Origin of the sequence: Pseudomonas sp. NFACC42-2 (genome assembly GCF_900116055.1) — a bacterium.
Taxonomy (GTDB): Bacteria; Pseudomonadota; Gammaproteobacteria; order Pseudomonadales; family Pseudomonadaceae; genus Aquipseudomonas; species Aquipseudomonas marginalis.
In genome coordinates this window covers 1-20,492 of sequence record NZ_FOZO01000003.1, presented here as the reverse complement: position 1 = coordinate 20,492, position 20,492 = coordinate 1, and the positions used below count along the sequence as shown (strand labels likewise).

Annotated in this window: 19 protein-coding genes; 5 read left to right on the top strand and 14 right to left on the bottom strand. The window is 57.9% G+C overall.

All coding sequences use genetic code 11. The features are described from left to right. Positions 1-31 precede the first annotated feature (31 nt). From BM416_RS07380 to rplM, 7 genes are all read right to left on the bottom strand, one after another. Positions 32-451 (bottom strand): ClpXP protease specificity-enhancing factor, encoded by a 420-nt coding sequence (locus BM416_RS07380; RefSeq protein WP_092486958.1) that lies wholly within the window; start codon positions 449-451, stop codon positions 32-34. Positions 452-468: 17 nt separating this feature from the next. Continuing rightward, complete coding sequence (locus BM416_RS07375; RefSeq protein WP_049710008.1) at positions 469-1,086, bottom strand: glutathione S-transferase N-terminal domain-containing protein; 618 nt, start codon at positions 1,084-1,086, stop codon at positions 469-471. Between the two features lie 148 nt (positions 1,087-1,234). Further along, positions 1,235-2,014, bottom strand: coding sequence for a cytochrome c1 (locus BM416_RS07370; protein ID WP_027604842.1), 780 nt, complete (start codon positions 2,012-2,014; stop codon positions 1,235-1,237). Then, complete coding sequence (locus BM416_RS07365) at positions 2,014-3,225, bottom strand: cytochrome b (RefSeq protein ID WP_003171746.1); 1,212 nt, start codon at positions 3,223-3,225, stop codon at positions 2,014-2,016. The genes BM416_RS07370 and BM416_RS07365 overlap by 1 nt, the downstream gene beginning before the upstream one ends. Continuing rightward, complete coding sequence (petA, locus tag BM416_RS07360; protein ID WP_027604843.1) at positions 3,225-3,818, bottom strand: ubiquinol-cytochrome c reductase iron-sulfur subunit; 594 nt, start codon at positions 3,816-3,818, stop codon at positions 3,225-3,227. The genes BM416_RS07365 and petA overlap by 1 nt, the downstream gene beginning before the upstream one ends. A 266-nt stretch (positions 3,819-4,084) precedes the next feature. Continuing rightward, entirely contained in the window at positions 4,085-4,477 is a 393-nt protein-coding gene (gene rpsI / locus BM416_RS07355) for a 30S ribosomal protein S9 (protein WP_003171743.1), read from the bottom strand. A 14-nt stretch (positions 4,478-4,491) separates the two neighbouring features. Continuing rightward, positions 4,492-4,920, bottom strand: coding sequence for a 50S ribosomal protein L13 (rplM, locus tag BM416_RS07350; RefSeq protein ID WP_003171742.1), 429 nt, complete (start codon positions 4,918-4,920; stop codon positions 4,492-4,494). Positions 4,921-5,168: 248 nt separating this feature from the next. On the opposite strand from rplM, the gene BM416_RS07345 reads away from it, so the two are divergent. Next, on the top strand, positions 5,169-6,209 hold the full coding sequence (locus BM416_RS07345) for an NADP(H)-dependent aldo-keto reductase (protein WP_092486955.1): 1,041 nt from the start codon (positions 5,169-5,171) through the stop codon (positions 6,207-6,209). Between the two features lie 77 nt (positions 6,210-6,286). Here the strand turns inward: BM416_RS07345 and BM416_RS07340 are convergent, their stop codons facing one another. Continuing rightward, a complete protein-coding gene (locus BM416_RS07340; RefSeq protein WP_092486952.1) occupies positions 6,287-7,423 on the bottom strand; it encodes an acyl-CoA dehydrogenase family protein in 1,137 nt (378 codons plus the stop codon). A 220-nt stretch (positions 7,424-7,643) separates the two neighbouring features. Between BM416_RS07340 and BM416_RS07335 the strand changes: the two genes are divergently transcribed. Next, positions 7,644-8,564 (top strand): GlxA family transcriptional regulator, encoded by a 921-nt coding sequence (locus tag BM416_RS07335; RefSeq protein WP_175539052.1) that lies wholly within the window; start codon positions 7,644-7,646, stop codon positions 8,562-8,564. A 107-nt stretch (positions 8,565-8,671) separates the two neighbouring features. On the opposite strand, the gene zapE is transcribed toward BM416_RS07335, so the two are convergent. The 3 genes from zapE to BM416_RS07320 all read right to left on the bottom strand — a co-directional run bounded on the left by zapE (position 8,672) and on the right by BM416_RS07320 (position 11,855). Further along, a complete protein-coding gene (zapE, locus tag BM416_RS07330) occupies positions 8,672-9,766 on the bottom strand; it encodes a cell division protein ZapE (RefSeq protein ID WP_027604847.1) in 1,095 nt (364 codons plus the stop codon). Between the two features lie 79 nt (positions 9,767-9,845). Then, positions 9,846-11,201: a tryptophan--tRNA ligase gene (locus BM416_RS07325; protein WP_092486946.1), complete on the bottom strand. Its 1,356-nt coding sequence runs from the start codon at positions 11,199-11,201 to the stop codon at positions 9,846-9,848. 24 nt (positions 11,202-11,225) lie between these two features. Beyond that, positions 11,226-11,855, bottom strand: coding sequence for an alpha/beta hydrolase (locus tag BM416_RS07320; RefSeq protein ID WP_065924314.1), 630 nt, complete (start codon positions 11,853-11,855; stop codon positions 11,226-11,228). Positions 11,856-12,002: 147 nt separating this feature from the next. Here BM416_RS07320 and BM416_RS07315 point away from each other — a divergent pair, with 147 nt between their 5' ends. Next, positions 12,003-12,440: a Z-ring associated ZapG family protein gene (locus BM416_RS07315; RefSeq protein ID WP_003171734.1), complete on the top strand. Its 438-nt coding sequence runs from the start codon at positions 12,003-12,005 to the stop codon at positions 12,438-12,440. Positions 12,441-12,524: 84 nt separating this feature from the next. Here BM416_RS07315 and BM416_RS07310 read toward each other — a convergent pair whose 3' ends face one another. The 3 genes from BM416_RS07310 to BM416_RS07300 form a co-directional block, all read right to left on the bottom strand. Further along, positions 12,525-14,249: an ABC transporter ATP-binding protein/permease gene (locus BM416_RS07310; protein ID WP_092486943.1), complete on the bottom strand. Its 1,725-nt coding sequence runs from the start codon at positions 14,247-14,249 to the stop codon at positions 12,525-12,527. 97 nt (positions 14,250-14,346) lie between these two features. Next, positions 14,347-14,907, bottom strand: coding sequence for a response regulator transcription factor (locus tag BM416_RS07305; protein ID WP_010565532.1), 561 nt, complete (start codon positions 14,905-14,907; stop codon positions 14,347-14,349). Beyond that, positions 14,900-16,162 (bottom strand): ATP-binding protein, encoded by a 1,263-nt coding sequence (locus BM416_RS07300; protein WP_027604851.1) that lies wholly within the window; start codon positions 16,160-16,162, stop codon positions 14,900-14,902. The genes BM416_RS07305 and BM416_RS07300 overlap by 8 nt, the downstream gene beginning before the upstream one ends. Positions 16,163-16,366: 204 nt before the next feature. Between BM416_RS07300 and BM416_RS07295 the strand changes: the two genes are divergently transcribed. Both BM416_RS07295 and BM416_RS07290 read left to right on the top strand, forming a co-directional pair. Beyond that, entirely contained in the window at positions 16,367-17,077 is a 711-nt protein-coding gene (locus tag BM416_RS07295) for an SIMPL domain-containing protein (RefSeq protein ID WP_092486940.1), read from the top strand. A gap of 481 nt (positions 17,078-17,558) precedes the next feature. Further along, on the top strand, positions 17,559-20,453 hold the full coding sequence (locus BM416_RS07290; RefSeq protein ID WP_256577468.1) for a hypothetical protein: 2,895 nt from the start codon (positions 17,559-17,561) through the stop codon (positions 20,451-20,453). Positions 20,454-20,492: the final 39 nt, after the last annotated feature.

Here is a 20,492-nt window from a genome sequence, read left to right as displayed (position 1 = left end):
TTTTTAACGCAGGCCCGAAGACTTGCGCATTTTACTTCACCACTTTCAGGCTCGGCCGACCGCTTGGACGCGGTGGCTCGCTATCCGGTGGCGGCACATCATCGCCGTCTTCGTGTTCAATCGCTTCGTCGTCCTCGAAAGGCGACTCCAGATCGAACACCATGCCTTGGCCGTTCTCCCGGGCATAGATGCCGAGGATAGCGCCAATCGGCACGAACAGCGTATGCGGCACACCGCCGAAACGCCCTTCGAAGCTCACCGCTTCATTGTCCATGTGCAGGTGGCGCACGGCGCTGGGTGATACGTTCAACACAATCTGCCCGTCACTGGCAAACCCCTGCGGTACCTGAACCGCAGGAAATTCGGAATTGACCAGCATGTGCGGGGTGCAATCGTTATCCACAATCCACTCATAGAGCGCGCGGACCAGGTAAGGTCGACTGGAGTTCATCAACGGCTCCTTAAGCCTTAGCGCATATCGCGTTCGACCCCAGACAGACTTGCCTGGAAAGCCTCACGCGCAAACTGGCGCTCCATGTAATCAAGCAACGGCTTGGCCGGCCGTGGCAGTTCAATGCCCAGAATCGGCAAACGCCAGAGTATGGGTAATAGGCAGCAATCCACCAAGCTTTGTTCCTCGCTGAGGAAAAAAGGTTTATCGGCGAACAACGGCGAAACACCGGTCAGGCTCTCGCGCAATTCCTTGCGCGCCTGCACCCGAGCGGCTTCTTTGCTGCGGGTATCCAGAATCAAATCCACCAGCCCGCACCAATCTCGCTGGATCCGATGGATCAGCAGGCGGCTGTTGGCACGGGCCACCGGATACACCGGCAGCAAAGGCGGATGCGGGTAACGCTCATCCAGATATTCCATCACCACGGTTGACTCCCACAACGCCAGGTCACGATCGACCAGGGTGGGCAAGCTGCCGTAAGGGTTCACTTCGATCAGTTTCGGCGGATGACGACCCGCCTCCACACTGATGATCTCGGCGCTGACACCCTTCTCTGCGAGTACGATGCGTACTCGGTGGGAATAGTGGTCGGCGGGGTCGGAGTAACAGGCCAACCGATTGGTCACGCCCATGGCGGTCCTCCTCGCTTGTTGAAATTATGGAAAGCTCAAAAACGAGCGCGCCCAGAAAGCATCTCTGCAGCCTCTGGAAAGTCCAGATCGCTGCGGGTTAGAGATGCCGCTGGGCGCGCAAGATTAACAGCAATTGCTTACGGTTGGATCAATGCACATCCTTCCAGTATTCGCGCTTAAGCAGATAAGCGAATACGAAGAAGAAAGCCAGGTACAGCAAGACATACGTCCCGATGCGCTGGTGTTGCAGTTTGACCGGGTTGGCCGAATAGGCCAGGAAGGTCACCAGATTCTTGACCTTCTCGTCAAACTGCTCGTCAGTCAACGAACCAGGGGTTTCTATCTTCAGTTGATCACACGCTTCATGAGTCAGAGGCGTACCGGTCAACGGATCATATTGCTTCTTGCCGTCTTCGACGACCTGAACCTGCTTGCATCCTACCACTTGCTTGCCTTGCAGGCCGACCAGAACGTTAGGCATGCCGACGTTCGGGAACACACGGTTGTTCACGCCATAAGGGCGCGCCGGGTCCTCGTAGAAGGATTTCAGGTAGCCGTAGAGCCAGTCGGTGCCGCGTACACGTGCCACCAGGGTCAAGTCAGGCGGTGCTGCGCCGAACCAGGTCTTGGCGTCGGCAGGCTTCATGCCGATATTCATGTGGTCGCCGATCTTGGCACCAGTGAACACCAGCTTCTCCAGCATCATTTCATGGGGGATACCGAGGTCATCGGCTACCCGCTCGTAACGCTGGAACTTGGCACTGTGGCAGCCCATGCAGTAGTTGGCGAACGTACGCGCGCCGTCTTGCATAGCCGCCTTGTCAGACACGTCGATATCGACTTTTTCCAGTTCCGGGCCGCCGTGCTCGGCAGCGAAGGACAGTAGCGGCAGCGCCGCAAGCATCAATGCAACGAATAATTTTTTCATCAGCCAGTCACCCTTTCCGGAACCGGTTTGGTCTTCTCGAGCCGGGTGTAGAACGGCATCAGAATGAAGTAGGCGAAATACAGGAAGGTGCAGACCTGCGACAGCAGCGTACGCTCAGGGGTCGGCGCCAATACGCCCAACACGCCCAGAATCACGAACGCAATGCAGAACACCCACAGCCAGATTTTGCTCAGCCAGCCTTTGTAGCGCATGGACTTGACCGGGCTTCGGTCGAGCCACGGCAACACAAACAGCACCGCAATGGCCGCGCCCATGGCGATGACGCCCATGAGTTTGTCGGGGATCGCCCGCAAGATCGCGTAGAACGGCGTGAAGTACCAGACCGGGGCAATGTGCTCAGGTGTCTTGAAGGCGTTCGCCTGTTCGAAGTTAGGCTTCTCGAGGAAATAACCGCCCATCTCCGGGAAAAAGAACACGATCGAGCAGAACACGAAGAGGAACACGACCACGCCGACAATGTCTTTCACGGTGTAGTACGGGTGGAACGGGATGCCATCCAGCGGGATGCCGTTCTCGTCCTTGTGCTTCTTGATGTCCACGCCATCCGGGTTGTTGGAACCCACTTCGTGCAACGCCAGGATGTGCAGCACCACCAGGCCCAGGATCACAATGGGCAGCGCCACGACGTGCAGGGCGAAGAAGCGGTTCAGGGTGATACCGGAGATCAGGTAGTCACCGCGGATCCACTGGGTCAGGTCGTTGCCGATGACCGGGATCGCACCAAACAGCGAGATGATCACCTGGGCGCCCCAGTACGACATCTGGCCCCATGGCAGCAGGTAGCCCATGAAGGCTTCCGCCATCAGCGCCAGGTAGATCAGCATGCCGAACACCCACACCAGCTCCCGTGGTTTCTGGTACGAACCGTAGAGCAGGCCACGGAACATGTGCAGGTAGACCACGATAAAGAACGCTGAAGCGCCGGTGGAGTGCAGCAGGCGCAGGATCGAGCCGTACTCGACGTCACGCATAATGTATTCGACGGAAGCAAACGCCTCTTCCGCCGACGGGGTGTAGCTCATCGTCAGCCAGACACCGGTGACGATCTGGTTGACCAGCACCAGCAGTGCCAGGGAACCAAAGAAGTAGAAGAAGTTGAAGTTTTTTGGCGCGTAATACTTGCTGAGATGGTCTTCCCACATTTTAGTAGCGGGGAAGCGTGCATCGACCCAATCCATGAACTTGCTCATCACGCGTTCTCCTTATCGAGGCCAATGACAATGAGGTCGTCAGTTTCGTAGGTATGCGGAGGCACGGGCAGGTTCAAGGGCGCGGGCTGGGACTTGTAGACGCGTCCCGCCAGATCGTAGTGGGAGCCGTGGCAGGGGCAGAAATAACCACCGACCCAGTCTTTACCCAGATCGACTGGAGCAACTTCCGGGCGGAAGGTGGGTGAGCATCCCAAGTGGGTACACAGGCCGACCAGCAACAGAATCTCTGGCTTGATCGAACGTGCTTCGTTTTTGGCGTAGGCGGGTTGGTCGGATTTCTCAGATTTGGGGTCAGACAACTGGCCTTCGATCTTTTTCAGATTTCCCAGGATTTCCTCCGTACGACGAACAATGAATACCGGCTGGCCGCGCCACTCAGCAATCATCTGCTGGCCTGGTTCGATCTTGCTGATATTCACCTTCACCGGTGCACCTGCGGCTTTCGCCTTGGCACTGGGAAACCATGACCCCACGAACGGGACCGCAGCCCCCACCGCTCCTGCAGCACCCACCACGGATGTGGCTGCTACCAAGAAGCGACGCCGGCCTGCATTCACGCCGTCATTGCTCATTCAGTCCTCTCCCATCAGCTTTTTGGCCTGTTAAATCAGGCGTCTACTAAGTATTAAATCTGAACTTATAAAAATTTTGCCGAATGGTAATGAAAAGCCCCACGTCTGACAAGGGAATTGCCCGGGGCTCCGCCTCCAGGCCTTGTAGTATAGGGGGTCTACGGATGTGGCAAGTTGTCACGGTGAAAAATGTGCATAAATCGCAGGCAATAAAAAACGCCCAGCTCCGTAAGGAGGCTGGGCGTTTTTGTGGAACGTAAAGCGAATTAACGCTTCGAGTACTGCGGACGCTTACGCGCTTTACGCAGACCGACTTTCTTACGTTCAACTTCACGGGCATCACGAGTCACGAAGCCAGCTTTGCGCAGAGCGCCACGCAGGGTTTCGTCGTACTGCATCAGAGCGCGAGTGATACCGTGGCGGATTGCGCCAGCTTGACCACTTACACCGCCACCGATAACGGTGACGTAGATGTCGAACTTTTCAACAGTCTCGGTCAATTCCAGCGGCTGACGAACTACCATGCGGGCAGTTTCGCGACCGAAGAAGTTGTCCAGAGTGCGGTTGTTGATCGAGATGTTACCAGTGCCCGGACGCAGGAAAACGCGTGCGGTTGCGGTTTTGCGACGGCCAGTGCCGTAATTTTGAGTCGCCGACATAATGAACTATTCCGTTAAAACTTCAGTTCTTGGGGCTGCTGAGCAGCATGAGGGTGTACAGCGCCCGCATAGACTTTCAGCTTGCGAAACATATCGCGACCCAGTGGGCCCTTCGGCAGCATGCCTTTGACCGCGATTTCGATCGGGGCTTCAGGCTTCTTGGAGATCAGGCCTTCAAAGTTGGAAGACTTGATACCGCCTGGGAAACCGGAGTGACGGTAGTACATTTTGTCTTGCGCTTTGTTGCCGGTAACACGTACCTGCTCAGCGTTGATGATCACGATGTAGTCACCGGTGTCAACGTGAGGGGTGTACTCAGGCTTGTGCTTGCCACGCAGACGGCTGGCGACTTCAGTGGCCAGACGACCCAGGGTCTGACCAGCGGCGTCGACGACAAACCAGTCGCGCTGAACTGTTTCCGGTTTTGCAGTAAAAGTTGTCATTCTTTAATAGCCTCAGGGGCCGCCCTGTAAATTAGACGGCGGATCTTACTGAATAGTGCTTACTTTGACAAGTCAAAGGCAGCCGGATACAGACGCTATCGGGGGCTCGGGTCGGCGCGTCCGTTCAACGGCAAGATTCTTCGGCAGGCGGCGCATCACTTCCACTGCAGAAAGAGGTGGGCAATTATGCAGATTGCGAAAAAAAATTCAACCTGCTTTTATGATTGTTTTCCCTGAAGGAGTACCCGATGGATTATCGACAGCTGGGCCGTACGGATCTGAACGTGAGCGCGATAGCCCTGGGCACCATGACCTGGGGCGAGCAGAACAGCGAGGCAGAGGCCTTCGCGCAGATCGAACGGGCCAAGGCGGCGGGGATCAACTTCCTCGACACCGCGGAAATGTACCCGGTGCCGCCCAAGGCCGACACCTACGCGACCACCGAACGCTATATCGGCAATTACTTCAAAAGTCGCGGCGACCGCGGCGACTGGATCCTCGCCAGCAAGATCGCCGGCCCCGGCAACACCATCGACTACATCCGCGATGGCCACCTGCGCCACAACCGCAAGCACATCGTCGAGGCACTGGACGCCAGCCTCAAGCGCCTGCAAACCGACTGGATCGACCTCTACCAGTTGCACTGGCCGGAGCGCAGCACCAACTTCTTCGGCCAACTGAGCTACAAGCACAAGGACGAAGACCACCTCACCCCGCTGGAGGAAACCCTCGAAGCCCTGGACGAGCAGGTCAAGGCCGGCAAGATCCGCCATATCGGCCTGTCCAATGAAACCCCGTGGGGCACCATGAAATTCCTGGCCCTGGCCGAAGCCCGTGGCTGGCCCCGCGCGGTATCGATCCAGAACCCCTACAACCTGCTCAACCGCAGCTTTGAAGTGGGCCTGGCCGAAGTGGCCATCCGTGAGCAATGCGGCCTGCTGGCTTACTCGCCCCTCGCGTTCGGCATGCTCAGTGGCAAGTATGAAGGTGGCGCACGCCCGGCCAAGGCGCGCCTGACCGAGTACAGCCGTTTCAGCCGCTACTTCAACCCGCAGTCGGAGGCGGCGTGCAGCCGTTATGTGGCACTGGCGCGGGAGCATGGCCTGGATCCGGCGCAGATGGCGTTGGCGTTTGTGACCCAACAACCGTTCGTGACCAGCAACATTATTGGCGCAACGTCGCTGGAGCAACTGGACAGCAACATCGCCAGTGCTGATCTGAAGCTGTCGAAAGAGGTGTTGGAAGGGATTGAGGCGATTCAGAAGGATCATCCGAATCCTGCGCCTTGATTGATCTGTAGACCGCTATCGGGGGCAAGTCGAATCGTCGCACCGCCCCGATAGGGCCCTCACAAACAACACAGCACTCAAAGCGCCCGCGCAATGATCTCCTTCATGATCTCGTTGGTCCCCGCATAAATCCGCTGCACCCGCGCATCCGCCCACGCCCGCGCAATCGGGTATTCCCACATGAAGCCGTAGCCCCCGTGCAACTGCACGCACTCATCCAGCACCTTGCATTGCAGGTCCGTGGCCCAGTACTTGGCCATCGCGGCAGTGGGCACATCCAGCTTGCCTTCCAGGTGCAGCGCCATGCATTTGTCGACGAACACGCGGCCGATCTGAATCTCCGTGGCCATCTCCGCCAGCTTGAAACGGGTGTTCTGGAAGTCGGCAATCGCCTTGCCGAACGCCTTGCGCTCACGGGTGTATTCCAGGGTCCACTGCAGCGCAGCCTCGGCGGATGACAGTGCGCCAATTGCCACCGTCAAACGCTCCTGGGGCAGCTCCTGCATCAGGTAGGCGAAGCCCATGCCGGCCTGGCCCAGCAGGTTTTCCTTGGGCACCCGCACGTCCTGGAAGAACAGCTCCGAGGTGTCCTGGGCCTTCATGCCGACCTTCTCCAGGCGCTTGCCCTTGGCGAAGCCGGGCGTATCGGCCTCCACCAGAAACAGGCTGGTGCCCTTGGCACCGGCCTTGGGATCGGTCTTGGCGACCACGATCACCAGCTCAGCCAGGTACCCGTTGGTGATAAAGGTCTTGGAGCCATTGATCACGTACTCATCACCGTCCAGCACGGCGGTGGTCTTGACCCCTTGCAAGTCGGACCCGGCCCCTGGCTCGGTCATGGCGATGGCCGTGACCATCTCACCGGAGATCAACTTGGGCAGGTACTTGAGCTTCAGCGCTTCACTGCCGTAATGCAGGATGTAGGGCGCGACAATGTCCGAATGCAGGGAAAAGCCGATGCCGGTCAGGCCCAGGCGGCTGATCTCTTCGATCACTACCGCGCTGTAGAGAAAGTCCGCGCCCAGCCCGCCGTACTCCTCCGGCAGATGGGAACACAACATCCCCGCCTCCCCCGCCTTGCTCCACAGGTTACGGTCGATGTAGCCCTGCTTCTCCCATTGCCCGTGAAACGGTGCAGCGTCTTTTTCAAGAAAGGTGCGCACGCTCTGGCGGAAGAGGTCGTGCTCCGGGCTGAACAAGGTTCTCGGAATCATGGGTCACCTGCGTGGATTGTCGGACAAGGACGAACCCACAGAGCCTATGCCCCGATGGCGTCACAGGACACTGGACACATGCGACAAAAAATAAGACGATCCAGCCGTCTGGTGACCACTTTCCCCTATAAGAATAAATGAAATTATGTCTAACCAAATCTCCACGCCATTGCGGCGCGTCAGCATTTTGGCCATTGATCGGGTATTCGCTTCAACCCTGATGCAAGCCAAGGATTTCTTCCATCTCGCCAGCCTGCGCTATGGCAAACAGCAAGGCCTGGGCCTGACTCCAGCGTTCGAAACACGCCTGGTGAGCCCCGACGGAAAATCGGTGCGCAGCTTCAGTGACGTGATCATGCCGGTGGACAGCGGCCTGGAAGACGCCGACATCATCGTGCTACCAGCCTTCTGGGATGACTTCGATGCCCTGTGCGCGCGCTACCCGCAAGTGCTGCCATGGCTGCGCGAACAGCATGCACGGGGCGCGGTACTCTGCGGCGAAGCCACCGGGGTGTTCTGGCTGGCCGAAGCCGGCCTGCTCGATGGCAAGGAGGCGACCACCTACTGGCGTTTCTTCAACGCCTTCAGCGAACGCTTCCCCAAGGTCCAGCTCAACCAGGACAAGCACCTCACCGACGCCGACAACCTGTATTGCGCCGGCGGCACCACCTCGGCGTGCGACCTGTATATCTACCTGATCGAACGTTTCTGCGGCGCCAACATCGCCCAGGCCGTGGCCCGCGACATCCTCTACGAAGTGCAGCGCAGCTATTCACCCGGGCGTATCGGTTTTGGCGGCCAGAAGCTGCACCAGGACGTGATCATCCTGCAGATCCAGCATTGGCTCGAGGAGCACTTCGCCGACAAATTCCGCTTCGAAGACGTCGCCCGGGAACACGGCATGAGCATCCGCAACTTCATGCGCCGCTTCCAGACCGCCACCGGCGACAAGCCGCTGCATTACCTGCAACGACTGCGCATCGAGACGGCCAAGGGCCTGCTCTCGGGCAGCCGCAAGAGCATCAAGACCATCAGTTATGAGGTGGGTTACGACGATGCGAGTTTCTTTGCGCGGTTGTTTCGCCAACACACCGAGTTATCGCCGAACCAATACCGCCAGCAATTCCAACAGGCTGCGTAGGCAAATGTGGGAGGGGGCTTGCTCCCGATAGCGGTGGATCAGTCAGTGCATCTGTTACTGAAAGACCGCTATCGGGAGCAAGCCCCCACACTTGACCTACATCGGTCTTAGGGTTTGTGCCCGCGCGACAGGAACTCGTGGGACTGCATTTCCAGCAAACGGCTCAATGTCCGTTGGAATTCGAAGTTCAAGCGCCCGCCGGTGTACAGGTCCTTGAGTTCGACTTCCGCCGAGATGATCAACTTGACGTTACGGTCGTAGAACTCGTCGACCATGTTGATAAACCGTCGTGCGATGTCGTCGGTGGTGACGCTCATCTGCTCCACGCCGCTGAGGATCACCGCGTGGAAGATCTTGCCCAGCTCGATGTAGTCGTTCTGGCTGCGCGGGCCGTCGCACAGTTGGCGGAATTCGAACCAGGCCACGTCATCGCAGGTACGCAAGGCGATGATTTCGCGGTTCTCGATCATCAGCTTGTCGTTTTCCACCGCCTGGGTGCATTCCGGCGTAAGGGCGCGGAAGCTTTTGCGCAGGCTTTCGTGCGCCGCTTCGTTCAGCGGAAAATGGAACAACTCCGCCTGTTCGAGGTGACGCAGGCGGTAGTCGACGCCGCTGTCGACGTTGACGATCTCGGTGTTCTGCTTGATCAGCGCGATGGCCGGCAGGAAGCGCGCACGTTGCAGGCCGTCCTTGTACAAACCGTCGGGCACGATGTTCGAGGTGGCGACCAGGGTCACGCCGTTCTTGAACAACTCTTCCATCAGGGTGCCGAGGATCATGGCATCGGTGATATCGGAGACGAAGAACTCATCGAAGCAAATGACCCGCGCTTCATCGGAAAAACGCTTGGCGATGATGGTCAGCGGGTTTTTCTCACCCGGCAGGGTCTTCATCTCTTCGTGCACGCGCTTCATGAAGCGGTGGAAGTGTGTCCGTACCTTTTCCTTGAACGGCAGCGCTTCAAAGAACGTATCGACCAGGTAGGTCTTGCCCCGGCCCACGCCGCCCCAGAAATACAGACCCTTGACCGGCACGTGGTCTTTCTTGCCGAACAGCTTGCTGAGCATCCCCGGCTTGCTCTGTGAGGCCGCGACCAGGTCGTCGTACAGGCGCTGCAAATGACGCACCGCCGTTTCCTGGGCCGCGTCATGGAAGAATTCAGGGCGTTTCAGATCAGCTTGGTATCGTTCTAGGGGCGTCATAATTTCGTTAGCAAGGCAACAAAAACGGGCCGTCACTGTAACGACGGCCCTGGATAATGGCAATCAACCCTTGGTCGGGTTAATCCTCGATTGGGGTCAACGCGATGCGCAAGGCTTCGATGGCGGCATCACGGGATGCGGCATCGGCGAACGCGGCGCTGTCGGCCACTGCGGCGCCGTCCAGCCATACGCTGAAGCTCAGGGCTTCGCTGCGTACATCCAGCGCAGCGCCACTTTGCAGTTGCTTGGTCACCGCGCCGGCCGCCTTGCCATCGGCAAAATTGCGCGACAGCAGCAGTTGCTCGCCATCGGCGGCCAACAGGCGGAAGCGGAAGCTGCCGTCGTCTTCACGGAAGCTCACGAAACGCGCGGCTTTCGCGGCTTTCTTCTTGGTCGCGACCGGCGCCGCAGCCTGGTTGACGAACGAACGCAGGCCCACCGCTTCACGCAACTCGGCCAGGAATGGCGCGGCTACGGCACGGGCTTTCCTGGCGCCGACCTGCAACAGGTCTTCCATGTCCGACGGGCGCGACATCAACTGGTGGTAACGCTCGCGCGCTTCGCCGAGCTGACCGTCAAGCAGCTGGAACAGACGGTTCTTCGCCTCGCCCCAGCCCAGGCCTTGCAGCAGCTCGCCGCGGAACTGTTCTTCCTGGGCCTTGCTGGCAAATGCCTGGTAGAGGGTGAACAGGTGCGAGTTGTCCGGGTCCTTGGCTTCGCCGGGCGCGCGGGAGTCGGTGACGATCCGCGAGATGGCGTCTTTCATGTCCTTGGCGCTGGTGAACAACGGGATGGTGTTGTCGTAGCTCTTGGACATCTTGCGGCCATCCAGGCCCGGCAAGGTGGCAACGCTTTCTTCGATCAGCGCCTCGGGCATGGTGAAGAATTCTTTACCGTTGCCGAACAGGTGGTTGAAGCGCTGGCCAATGTCGCGGGCCATTTCCACGTGCTGGATCTGGTCGCGGCCCACCGGCACCTTGTGCGCGTTGAACATCAGGATGTCCGCCGCCATCAGCACCGGGTAGCTGTACAGGCCCATGGTGATGCCCGCATCCGGGTCTTCGCCGGTCTCCACGTTCTTGTCCACCGAGGCCTTGTACGCATGGGCGCGGTTGAGCAGGCCCTTGGCGGCGACGCAGGTCAGCAGCCAGGTCAGCTCGGGGATTTCCGGGATGTCGGACTGACGATAGAAGGTCACCCGGTTCACATCCAGGCCACCGGCCAGCCAGGTCGCGGCGATTTCCATACGCGAGCGCTGGATACGCTGCGGGTCATCGCATTTGATCAGGGCGTGGTAGTCGGCCAGGAAGTAGAAGGAATCGGCATTGGCATCCTGGCTGGCCAGGATCGCCGGGCGGATCGCACCGGCGTAGTTGCCCAGGTGCGGCGTGCCGGTGGTGGTGATGCCGGTGAGGATACGGGTACGAGTCGTCATGGGTAATCGCTTATCAGACTGCTATCAATTCGAGAGGCGCGGCAGCACCAGATCCTTGAGATCGGTGAGCTTGCCATGAAAAAAGTGCCCGCATTCTGCCACTTTCAGCAGCTCATGGGGGCGTTTCAAGGCGGCGGACCAGTCGTAGACGGTTTGCGGGTCGACCACTTCGTCGGTTTCCGGCTGGATCAAGGTCAACGGGCAGCTGTGGGGCAGCACATCGGTATCGCGCAGGCGCATCACCGCCGCGGCGACCATGAACAGGTGCGCGAGCTTTTCGCCTTTGGCTTCCAGGCGGCCGCCGAGGCTGGCCGCCACGTAGCCGCCAAAGGAAAAACCGAGCAGGGTGATCGGCAGGTCGGGGTGCTTTTCACGCAGCCAGGTGGCAGCCGCTTCGGCATCGTCCACTTCACCGGTGCTCATGTCGTGGGTGCCGGCACTCGCGCCGACGCCACGGTAATTGAAACGCAAAGTAATCAACCCGGCATCGCGAGCCGTGCGTTGCAGGGTCGAAACGACTTTATTGAGCATGGTCCCGCCCTGCACCGGATTAGGGTGGCAGATCAGCGCCAGGCCACGTGGCTCGGGGTGATCCAGGTACAGGGCTTCCAATTGGCCTACCGGGCCATCGATCAAAACGGGGGTTTCACGCATGAGCAAGGAATGAACTCCGTGACCTCTCAAAGGGTCGACTCGTCTAGCTAAAAGTCTGTGCATGGCATCATTGCGAGCTTAATCGCGGTATACAGCGCAGGTTTGAGCCGTTAACGTAAAGCAAAGCCGTTTATAGAGGAAGGACTCGTGGAACACTCGCTCTTAGTTTGGTTGTTGCCGACTCTCGCCTTGGTTGCCGGTGTCGCCATTGGATTCCTGGTTGCCCGCCTGCTGCCGAATGCCGCGCCTAACCGCACGCAGCGTCAGTTGGATGACATCCAGGAACGTTTTGACAGTTATCAGAACGAGGTTGTTACCCACTTCAACAGCACCGCGACCCTGGTCAAGAAACTCACCCAGAGCTACCAGGAAGTACAGGATCACCTCGCCGATGGCGCAAACCGCCTGGCCCTCGACGACATCACCCGCCAGCGCCTGCTGGCCGCGCTGCATTCCGATGCACCGCAAACTCCACGGGAACGCCTGACTCCACCCCGGGAAAACCAGGAGCCGCCACGGGACTACGCGCCAAAAACGCCAAACGCCCCAGGCATGCTGGATGAGCATTACGGCTTGAAGAAGTAAATTATTTTCAAGCAATAGAAAAGCCCGGTTGATCGCTGATCAACCGGGCTTTTTGTTGGGCACCATTCTCCAGAACAAGGGGCCTCAGGCCACAGGTTGCTCTTGAAGCCATCCACCCTCGATCCGCACATGCCGCCCATGGAAGCGCTTGAGGCTGCTGCGATGGCCGACGCTGACAATGCTCAACCCCGGCAATTCATCAATCAACGCCTGATACAACGTCGCCTCATCTTCTTCATCCATCGCCGACGTCGCCTCGTCCATGTACAGCCATTGCGGCGCGAACAACAAGGCACGGGCAAAGGCCAGGCGCTGTTGCTCGCCGGGCGAGAGCATGCGTTGCCAATGGTTGGCTTCGTCCAGTCGCTCCACCAGGTGCGGCAGGCGACAGGTTTCCAGGACCTGTGCATAACGTTCTGCCGAATAGACGCTGTCGTCCTGTGGATAACTCAACACCGCCTTGAGCGTGCCGATCGGCAGGTAAGGCTTCTGCGGCAGGAACAGGTAACGCCTGACCGGCAGGCGAATGCTGCCGTGACCAGCCGGCCAGAGATGTCCCATGGCGCGCAGCAAGGTACTTTTGCCGCTGCCGGAACGGCCGCTGAGCATGACGCGCTGGCCCGGTTCAACGATCATGTTGGCGTCGGTCAGCAGGTGGCGACCATCCACCAGGTTCAAGCCCAGACCTTGCACCACAAGACGCTCGCCTTCAGCGCTGACGTCGATGGCAGCTGGGCGTTGCTCGTTTTCACGCATGGCCTGCTGAAAACTCAGTAGACGGTCGCTGGTCGCGCGCCAGCCGGCCAGGTCGGCGTACGCGCTGATAAACCAGCTGAAGTTGCCCTGCACATTGCCGAACGCCGAGTTGATTTGCATCAGCTCGCCCAGTTCGATCTTGCCGGAAAAGTAGCGCGGGGCAGCCACGATAAACGCAAAGACGATCGCAATCTGTTCATAGCCGGCAGTGAAGAACGTCAGGCGCTTGGACACCCTCATGATGTCCCAGTAGTTATGCCAGACCTTTCCGAACCGCGCGCTCAACCGCTGATGCTCATTAGGTTCGCCGTTGTACAGGGCGATACTCTCGGCATTCTCCCGCACCCGCACCATGGAGAAACGCAAGTCCGCTTCGAAGCGTTGCTGCTGGTTGCTCAAGCCGATCAAACGACGACCGATCAGATGGGTCAGCCAACTGCCGACACCGGCATAGACCAATGCACACCAGAACATGTAGCCGGGGATGGTGATACCGAACACTTCAATACTGCCCGACACGCCCCACAGAATGATGGAGAACGACACCAGGCTGACCACATTGCGCAACAGCCCAAGGCCAAGACTCAGGGTGTTCAGGGTAAAGCTGTTGAGGTCTTCGGAAATCCGCTGGTCCGGGTTATCGGTGTAGCCGCCCTGCTCGAGCTGGTAGTAGTTCTTGTTGCCAAGCCAGCGGGCAAAATACTTTTCGGTGAGCCAGGCACGCCAGCGAATGGTCAGCATCTGGGTGAGGTAGAGACGGTAGACCGCGCCGAGAATCGCCACCGTGGCGATACCGCAGAAATAACCGATCTGTTGCCAGAAGGCCGCGGTGTCCTTGTTTTCCAGGGCGTTGTAGAAGTCCTTGTACCAGTGGTTGAGCCACACGGAAATGGCCACGCTGAACAGCGACAGGCCAATCACCACGGCGAGCAACAACCAGGCCTTGCCCTTCTCTTCACTTCGCCAATAAGGCGTGATCATCGCCCAGGTTCGGCGAAAAAATTGCCCACGCACAGCGTCATTGACCGCGGAGTACTCAGCGTTCTGATTCATCGTTCAGGCTCGTAGGGAGGAAGGCAGGCGTTTGAACCGATCATAGGTGATCGGTTCAGGGTTCCGTGCGGCCTGAAGCAGGCTGTTCAGCTTAGGTTCAGCGGCGTACCGGACGCTTCTGCAGCTTGCGTTGCAGGGTGCGCCGGTGCATGCCCAGGGCGCGGGCAGTGGCGGAGATATTGCCTTCGTGTTCGGTGAGGACGCGCTGGATGTGTTCCCACTGCAGGCGGTCCACCGACATCGGGTTTTCCGGCACCAGGGTGTCGAGGTCGGCGTGCTCGGACAGCAATGCGGCCAGCACATCATCGGCATCCGCCGGCTTGCACAAGTAGTTGCAGGCACCGCGCTTGATAGCCTCGACGGCCGTGGCAATGCTGGAGTAACCGGTGAGGATCACCACACGCATTTCCGGGTCGAGTTCCAGCAGCTTCGGCAACAGCACCAGGCCGGAATCGCCATCCATTTTCAGGTCGAGCGCGGCGTAATCCGGCAGGTCGGCCTGGGCGATGGCCAGGCCTTCTTCGGCGGAGCCGGCGGTGCTCACACGAAAACCGCGACGGCTCATGGCGCGCGCCATCACGCGGGTAAACGTGGCGTCATCATCTACCAGCAACAGGTGCGGCAGTTCTTCGCCTTCGACTTGGATCTCGTCACTCATCGATATCTCCTCGTGCGACACGGGGCAGGCGCAGCTCGGTGAGCGTACCGCCTTCCTCATGACTATAGAGCTTCACTGAGCCGCCCGCGCGGGTCACGCTGGCCTTGCTCAAAAACAGGCCGAGGCCGAAGCCTTTGCCCTTGGTGGTAAAGAAAGGTTTGCCGATCTGCTCGGCGATGGCCAGCGGCACGCCTGCACCATGGTCGCGAATGCTGATCGTCAGGTCATCCACATCCCAGTCCAGCCGGACTTCCAGGCCTTCGGGGCAGGCGTCGGCGGCGTTGTTCAGCAGGTTGAGCAAGGCTTGGGTCAGGTCCGGCGGTGGCGCCAGGCGCGGCACGGTCCCCTGCCCCAGCAGATGGAAACGGTAGCTGGCTTCGGGGCGCATCAGGTGCCAGCGGTTCAGGGCTTCGTCGAGCCACTGGGTCACGTCCTGCATCTCGACCGCCAGGCGGCGATTGGCTTCAGCCGCGCGTACCAGTTGCTGCAAGGTTTGCTTGCATTGCTTGACCTGTTCGCGCAGCACGCCGAGATCCTCTTGCAGCGCCGGGTCGTGATGGTCCTGGGTCATTTCGTTGAGCAGCACGCTCATGGTCGCCAACGGCGTGCCCAATTCATGGGCCGCGCCGGCGGCCTGGGTGGCGACGGCGAGCAGTTGCTGGTCACGCAGGCCTTCTTCGCGGCGAATGGCGCGCAGTTCTTCCTGGCGGCGCAGCTCTTCGGCCATGCGCGCGGCAAAGAAGGTGATCACGGCGGCAGACAGGGCAAAGCTCAGCCACATCCCGTAGATCTGCAGGTTTTCTCGGGCGATGGGGAACGTTTGCAACGGATAGAACCGAGCCAGCAGCAGGGTGTACAGGGTCAGGGCGATACCCGACAGCACCACCGAATAACGCCACGGCAAGGTCACTGCTGCGATGGTCAATGGCACCAGGTAATAAGAAACGAACGGGTTGGTGGAACCGCCGGAGAAATACAGCAACACACTGTGGATAAACAGGTCGCAGGCCAATTGCAGGGCGTATTCCAGCTCGGTCACCGGCCAGGTGGTGCGCAACCGAATGGCGGTAAACACACACAGCACGATGGAGAAACCCAGGGTCACGCCCAATTGCAGCCACGGCAGCGGCAGCAGGTCGAACCAATAGGCGAGCCCGACCGAACCGGCCTGCGCGGCCAGTACCAGGGTACGAATGAACGTCAGGCGCCATAGGTTCTGGCGGGTGGCGGAAGTCAGTTTTACGGCGGCGAGCATGAGCTCTCCCGATGAGCGCTGCAGGCGGATCGGCAGGAGTATAAACGAAGCAGGCGCCCTGGCATGGCGCGTGTGGCTCTTTGCCGCAGGCCGGGCAAATGACCGTTCGTCGGCGATTACCCGATGTGTAGCGAATGTGTAAACCCGAAGAACCCGACACCACCGTCTACAGTCATACCGATACGAACACCCTAAGGAGCTTCCATGTCTCGTTTCACTCGCAGTGCAGTTGTTCTCACCCTCAGCGCCAGCGCCCTGGCCAGCCTTCCGGCACTGGCCGCCGATGCACTGAATTACAACCAGATTTCCCTGCGCGCCGAGGTCAGCCAGGAAGTGGCCCGCGACAAGATGATCGTCACCCTCTACACCGAGTCCCAGAACGCCGACCCGGCCAAGCTCGCCGCCGAAATCACCACCACCATGAACAAGGCCCTGGGCCAGGCGCGCGAAGTCCAAGGCGTGACCTTGCGCCAGGGCAGCCGTAACAGCTACCCGATCTACGACAACAAGAACCAGAAGATCACCGGCTGGCGCGAGCGCGCCGAACTGCGCCTGGAAAGCGCGGACTTCCCGGCGCTGTCCAAACTCACCGGCGAGTTGCTCAATACCCTGAAAATGGAAAACATGGACTTCGCCATCGCCGACACCACGCGCAAGGCCAGCGAAGACGCCCTGCTCAAGGACGCGGTCGCCGCGTTTAAAGCACGCGCGCAACTGGCCACCGATGCGCTGGGCGGCAAGGGCTACAAGATTGTCAACTTGAACTTCAACACCAATGGCTACCCACAACCTTATGCCCGTGGCGGAATGATGATGAAGGCGGCCATGATGGATTCAGCACCGACGCCGGAAGTGGAGGCAGGTACCAGTCAGGTCAGTATGAGTGCTGATGGGGTGATTGAAGTCTTGCAGTAAACAGTTTGCAGCATTAGAAACGGCGCAGCCTCAAAGGCTGCGCTTTTTTTTGGACAGTTCTTATGTCGCCAATCAGCCCCCACACGGCCAGAATAAAATCACTACTCACATCGCCGCTCTCGAAGGCCATGCAGGCAGAGTTTCACTAACCGCAGCAGTAAGACTCAAATGGCAAGTGCCCCAACTCAGACAGCCATGAAACATGCTTACGCTGCTTGCGCGTAAAAAAATTTCTTCCGCTCCATAGGAATAAGCTTAAGGGTTACGCTACGCGCCCAATCCAATTGTATAAAGGGAACTCGATGCATCCACGTGGCCACGTAACTAAAGTCACTGCCATCTTAGTTTGAAAAAATGTGGCTTTTTCGAGGTTCTCGGTACGATGCCTGCTAATGCACAGCAGTTTGAAATCATTGCCGCTTGGCAGCACATAGATGATCAACGATAGAGCTTAAAAACCACTAAGTAAATCGAGCCGCCAATGCAAAAACTGACTCCCCCCCCACTGCAATTTTCCTCGACAGCTGATCCTTCATCAACAGCCTACGCCCTGGATCCAAAAGCGTACTCCGCAGAACAAGAACCCGCGCGGAATCGAGTCCGTCGCTCAATCGCCCCTCCGGACCCGGGAGGCAATACTCCGCACGGCAAGAAATTTTATATTGGCGGGTTAATAAACGGCCACACGCAAAAAAAAGATCTTAAACCGGGTAATTACAACGGTGTCATTTATGGGTGGCGCGTAACTCCGCCCAAGGACAGCGCTTCTATGCAAGAACGGGAGAAGCGTGTCAAAGAATATGCGTATCGCGTAGATTGGAAGATTAAGGATATCGAGTCCGGTAAAGAAGGCGAAAGGAATATTAAATACCAGGATGCTCGTCAATTCATGGAACCCGCAGGTTACTTCAGTGCTGGTTTGTTGGCAGCCGGATACGACCCGCATAAAAAAATCACGGTGACATTCGAGTCCTATGTAGGGCGGGGTACTCCCGAGAATTTAAGCGCCTCAGAGAAACGCACTTACTATGCATGGGAAATTGCAGCAGGCGCACTGCTGCACGATAAAGTAGAGCGCGGTGGGCCGATCAACTTTAACTTCATGAATATCGACCCTAAAGACAGGAGTACGGTGAGTGACTTGGAGTCGCTGGGCAAAAGCCTCCAAAATAGGTGGGAAACGACCGTAGCAGCGCCAATGCGAGACGCCTCGGGAGAACTGGCAAAAAGATCAGGAAAAGCAGACATCTATCTTCTACAGGGAAACTTACAAAGCCTGCGCAGTGTTAAAAGCGCATTCAACAGCCTAAGCCCTGAAGGTCAGGAAGCCATTAACCGGACATTGGATAAAAATGGGCAGGTTATAATCCCCAACATATACGGCTACCCACTGGCAGGGCATGCATTTATTCCTTACACCCCCTACGACGGCGATTACAACAATAGGCCCAACAAGGGAGTGATGGTCGACTTGAAAAACGGCATCATCCGCGAAATACACGGGGACAAGGACTTTGCCAGCTGGGCCAAAGACCATCGTGACAGCGTGCTTAAAAGTTTAAATACCAAGGATAGACAAGGAGGAAAAGACGCACATTGGCCGAAGGCAGGTGAAGTTCTCGACAACCTGATTTCAGGCGAAAATGCTCACCTTGAGGGGTATAAAAACTTGCTTTCAGACCAATCCATACCGGTATCTGAGGCATTTAATTACACTCGTGCGCGAGGCGCTGACTATCAACTTAAATATGGCGACCTGAACAACGGACTAGCCGATAAATACCAGGACATAAACACAAAAAATTCGGTATGGGCCGACCAGACAGAAGTGTTTGGCTCCTCGCAACAATCCTGGAAAGCAGCCAGAGAATTCTGGGGGAATACCTTCGGCTACGTTCCCGTCATTGGCAACGCTGGCAACATTGTCTTTGGCATTCATGATGGCACCTATGGCATGACGGCAGAGGATCGCGTTGGCGGAAATGCTGCGGCCGTGATATCGGGGCTGCAATTGGCACACGAACTGGTACCAGGTGCGGAAGAGCTTGGGGAAGGTGATCTGCCCGGCCTTTCTAATGCGCTGAATGCAGAACTTTACAATTGGAGGTTCAACCCTGAAACAAGCGATGTGGAATTGGTACGCCCACCCAAGGCTTCGAACACTATCGATGGCATGCCCGCCGAACCTGCGTCCGGTGGAGCAACAGGAGACATTCAGTTGCCACCGACTGGAGAAGTCGACCGGATACGCCCAAGCCAATCGGGAAAGATCAGCCAGCATGCAGTGCCGAACGGTGAGCAGGTGATTGAAAATGCCCCGCGCAACGCCAAAGGTATTTACCGGGTCAAGGGGCCAACCCCCGGGGAAGACCGCTGGTACATTCGTTATACCGATGCGACAGGTGTTCCCGAGGTCTATGAGATCAAAAGCAATTTCAAACTGAGCAACAACCGTGTAGAGATCATTGATCCCGGAACCCGAAAACAGGTGATGATCGTTCACTCTTTTGGTGATGGCGAGTGGGCGCCTGCCAAGGGAGATGGCGGCATCAGACTGCCTTGGAGACGTGCGCCCTTACCCGCCCCCAGCGATGAAGCAAGGCACCCTGCCAACTTCGCTACACAATTTCGCGACGTCGAAGGCAATGTGATGAAAGGGGCCGAGGCCGTCGATCAGTATTTGCAAATCAATGATGGAGCCGAGTTTGACCTCGCCACTAAAAATTTCCGCGATCCAAGCGGCGACAAAACGAAATTCAACGTTAACTGGTCAATCGACAAAAAATCCGACTTTGAAGTTCTAGCTGCAGAAACCGCCGGCCCCTCGGAATATGGCAGCAGCGACTATGCATCGCCCTTTATCAAAGATGTACGCCGTAACCCTTACATCATAAATAACGGGGAAAGTCGCACGGAAATCAACATCAACATGCAATTAAACGAACTCCGCCAAACAGGGAATGAAGTCTCGGCAGAAACCGCTGATCTTCTTATGAGAAACAGCATAGACCGCTTTGAAGCTGCCATTCCCGATCCGGAACTGCGTGCCAGGATCTCCGAAGTAGCCCATCAGGGAGCGACCGGGCCAGGTGTAGTCGACTTGAACAGCCATGCGGTTCTGAAAGAGCCTTATCTGTTCAGCGCTACGGATACGACCTTTCAAATCGATCACGATCCTTCCACCAACGTCACCAAGGTCAGCGTGCTATCCAAGGGACGTCTCTTGAATCCGGATGTCGAACCCAGCGAAGTCAAGGGTGTGGACGTGTCCATCAAACGAACCTTTACCATCCGGGAGAGTAACGAGCTGGACTCTGATTATGCTATCGATAAACACGCCCCGACTACCTTGGAGACTTCCGTCACGCCGACTTGATCAACCGCACAAGCATGCCCTCTTTCGTTACGCAAAGAG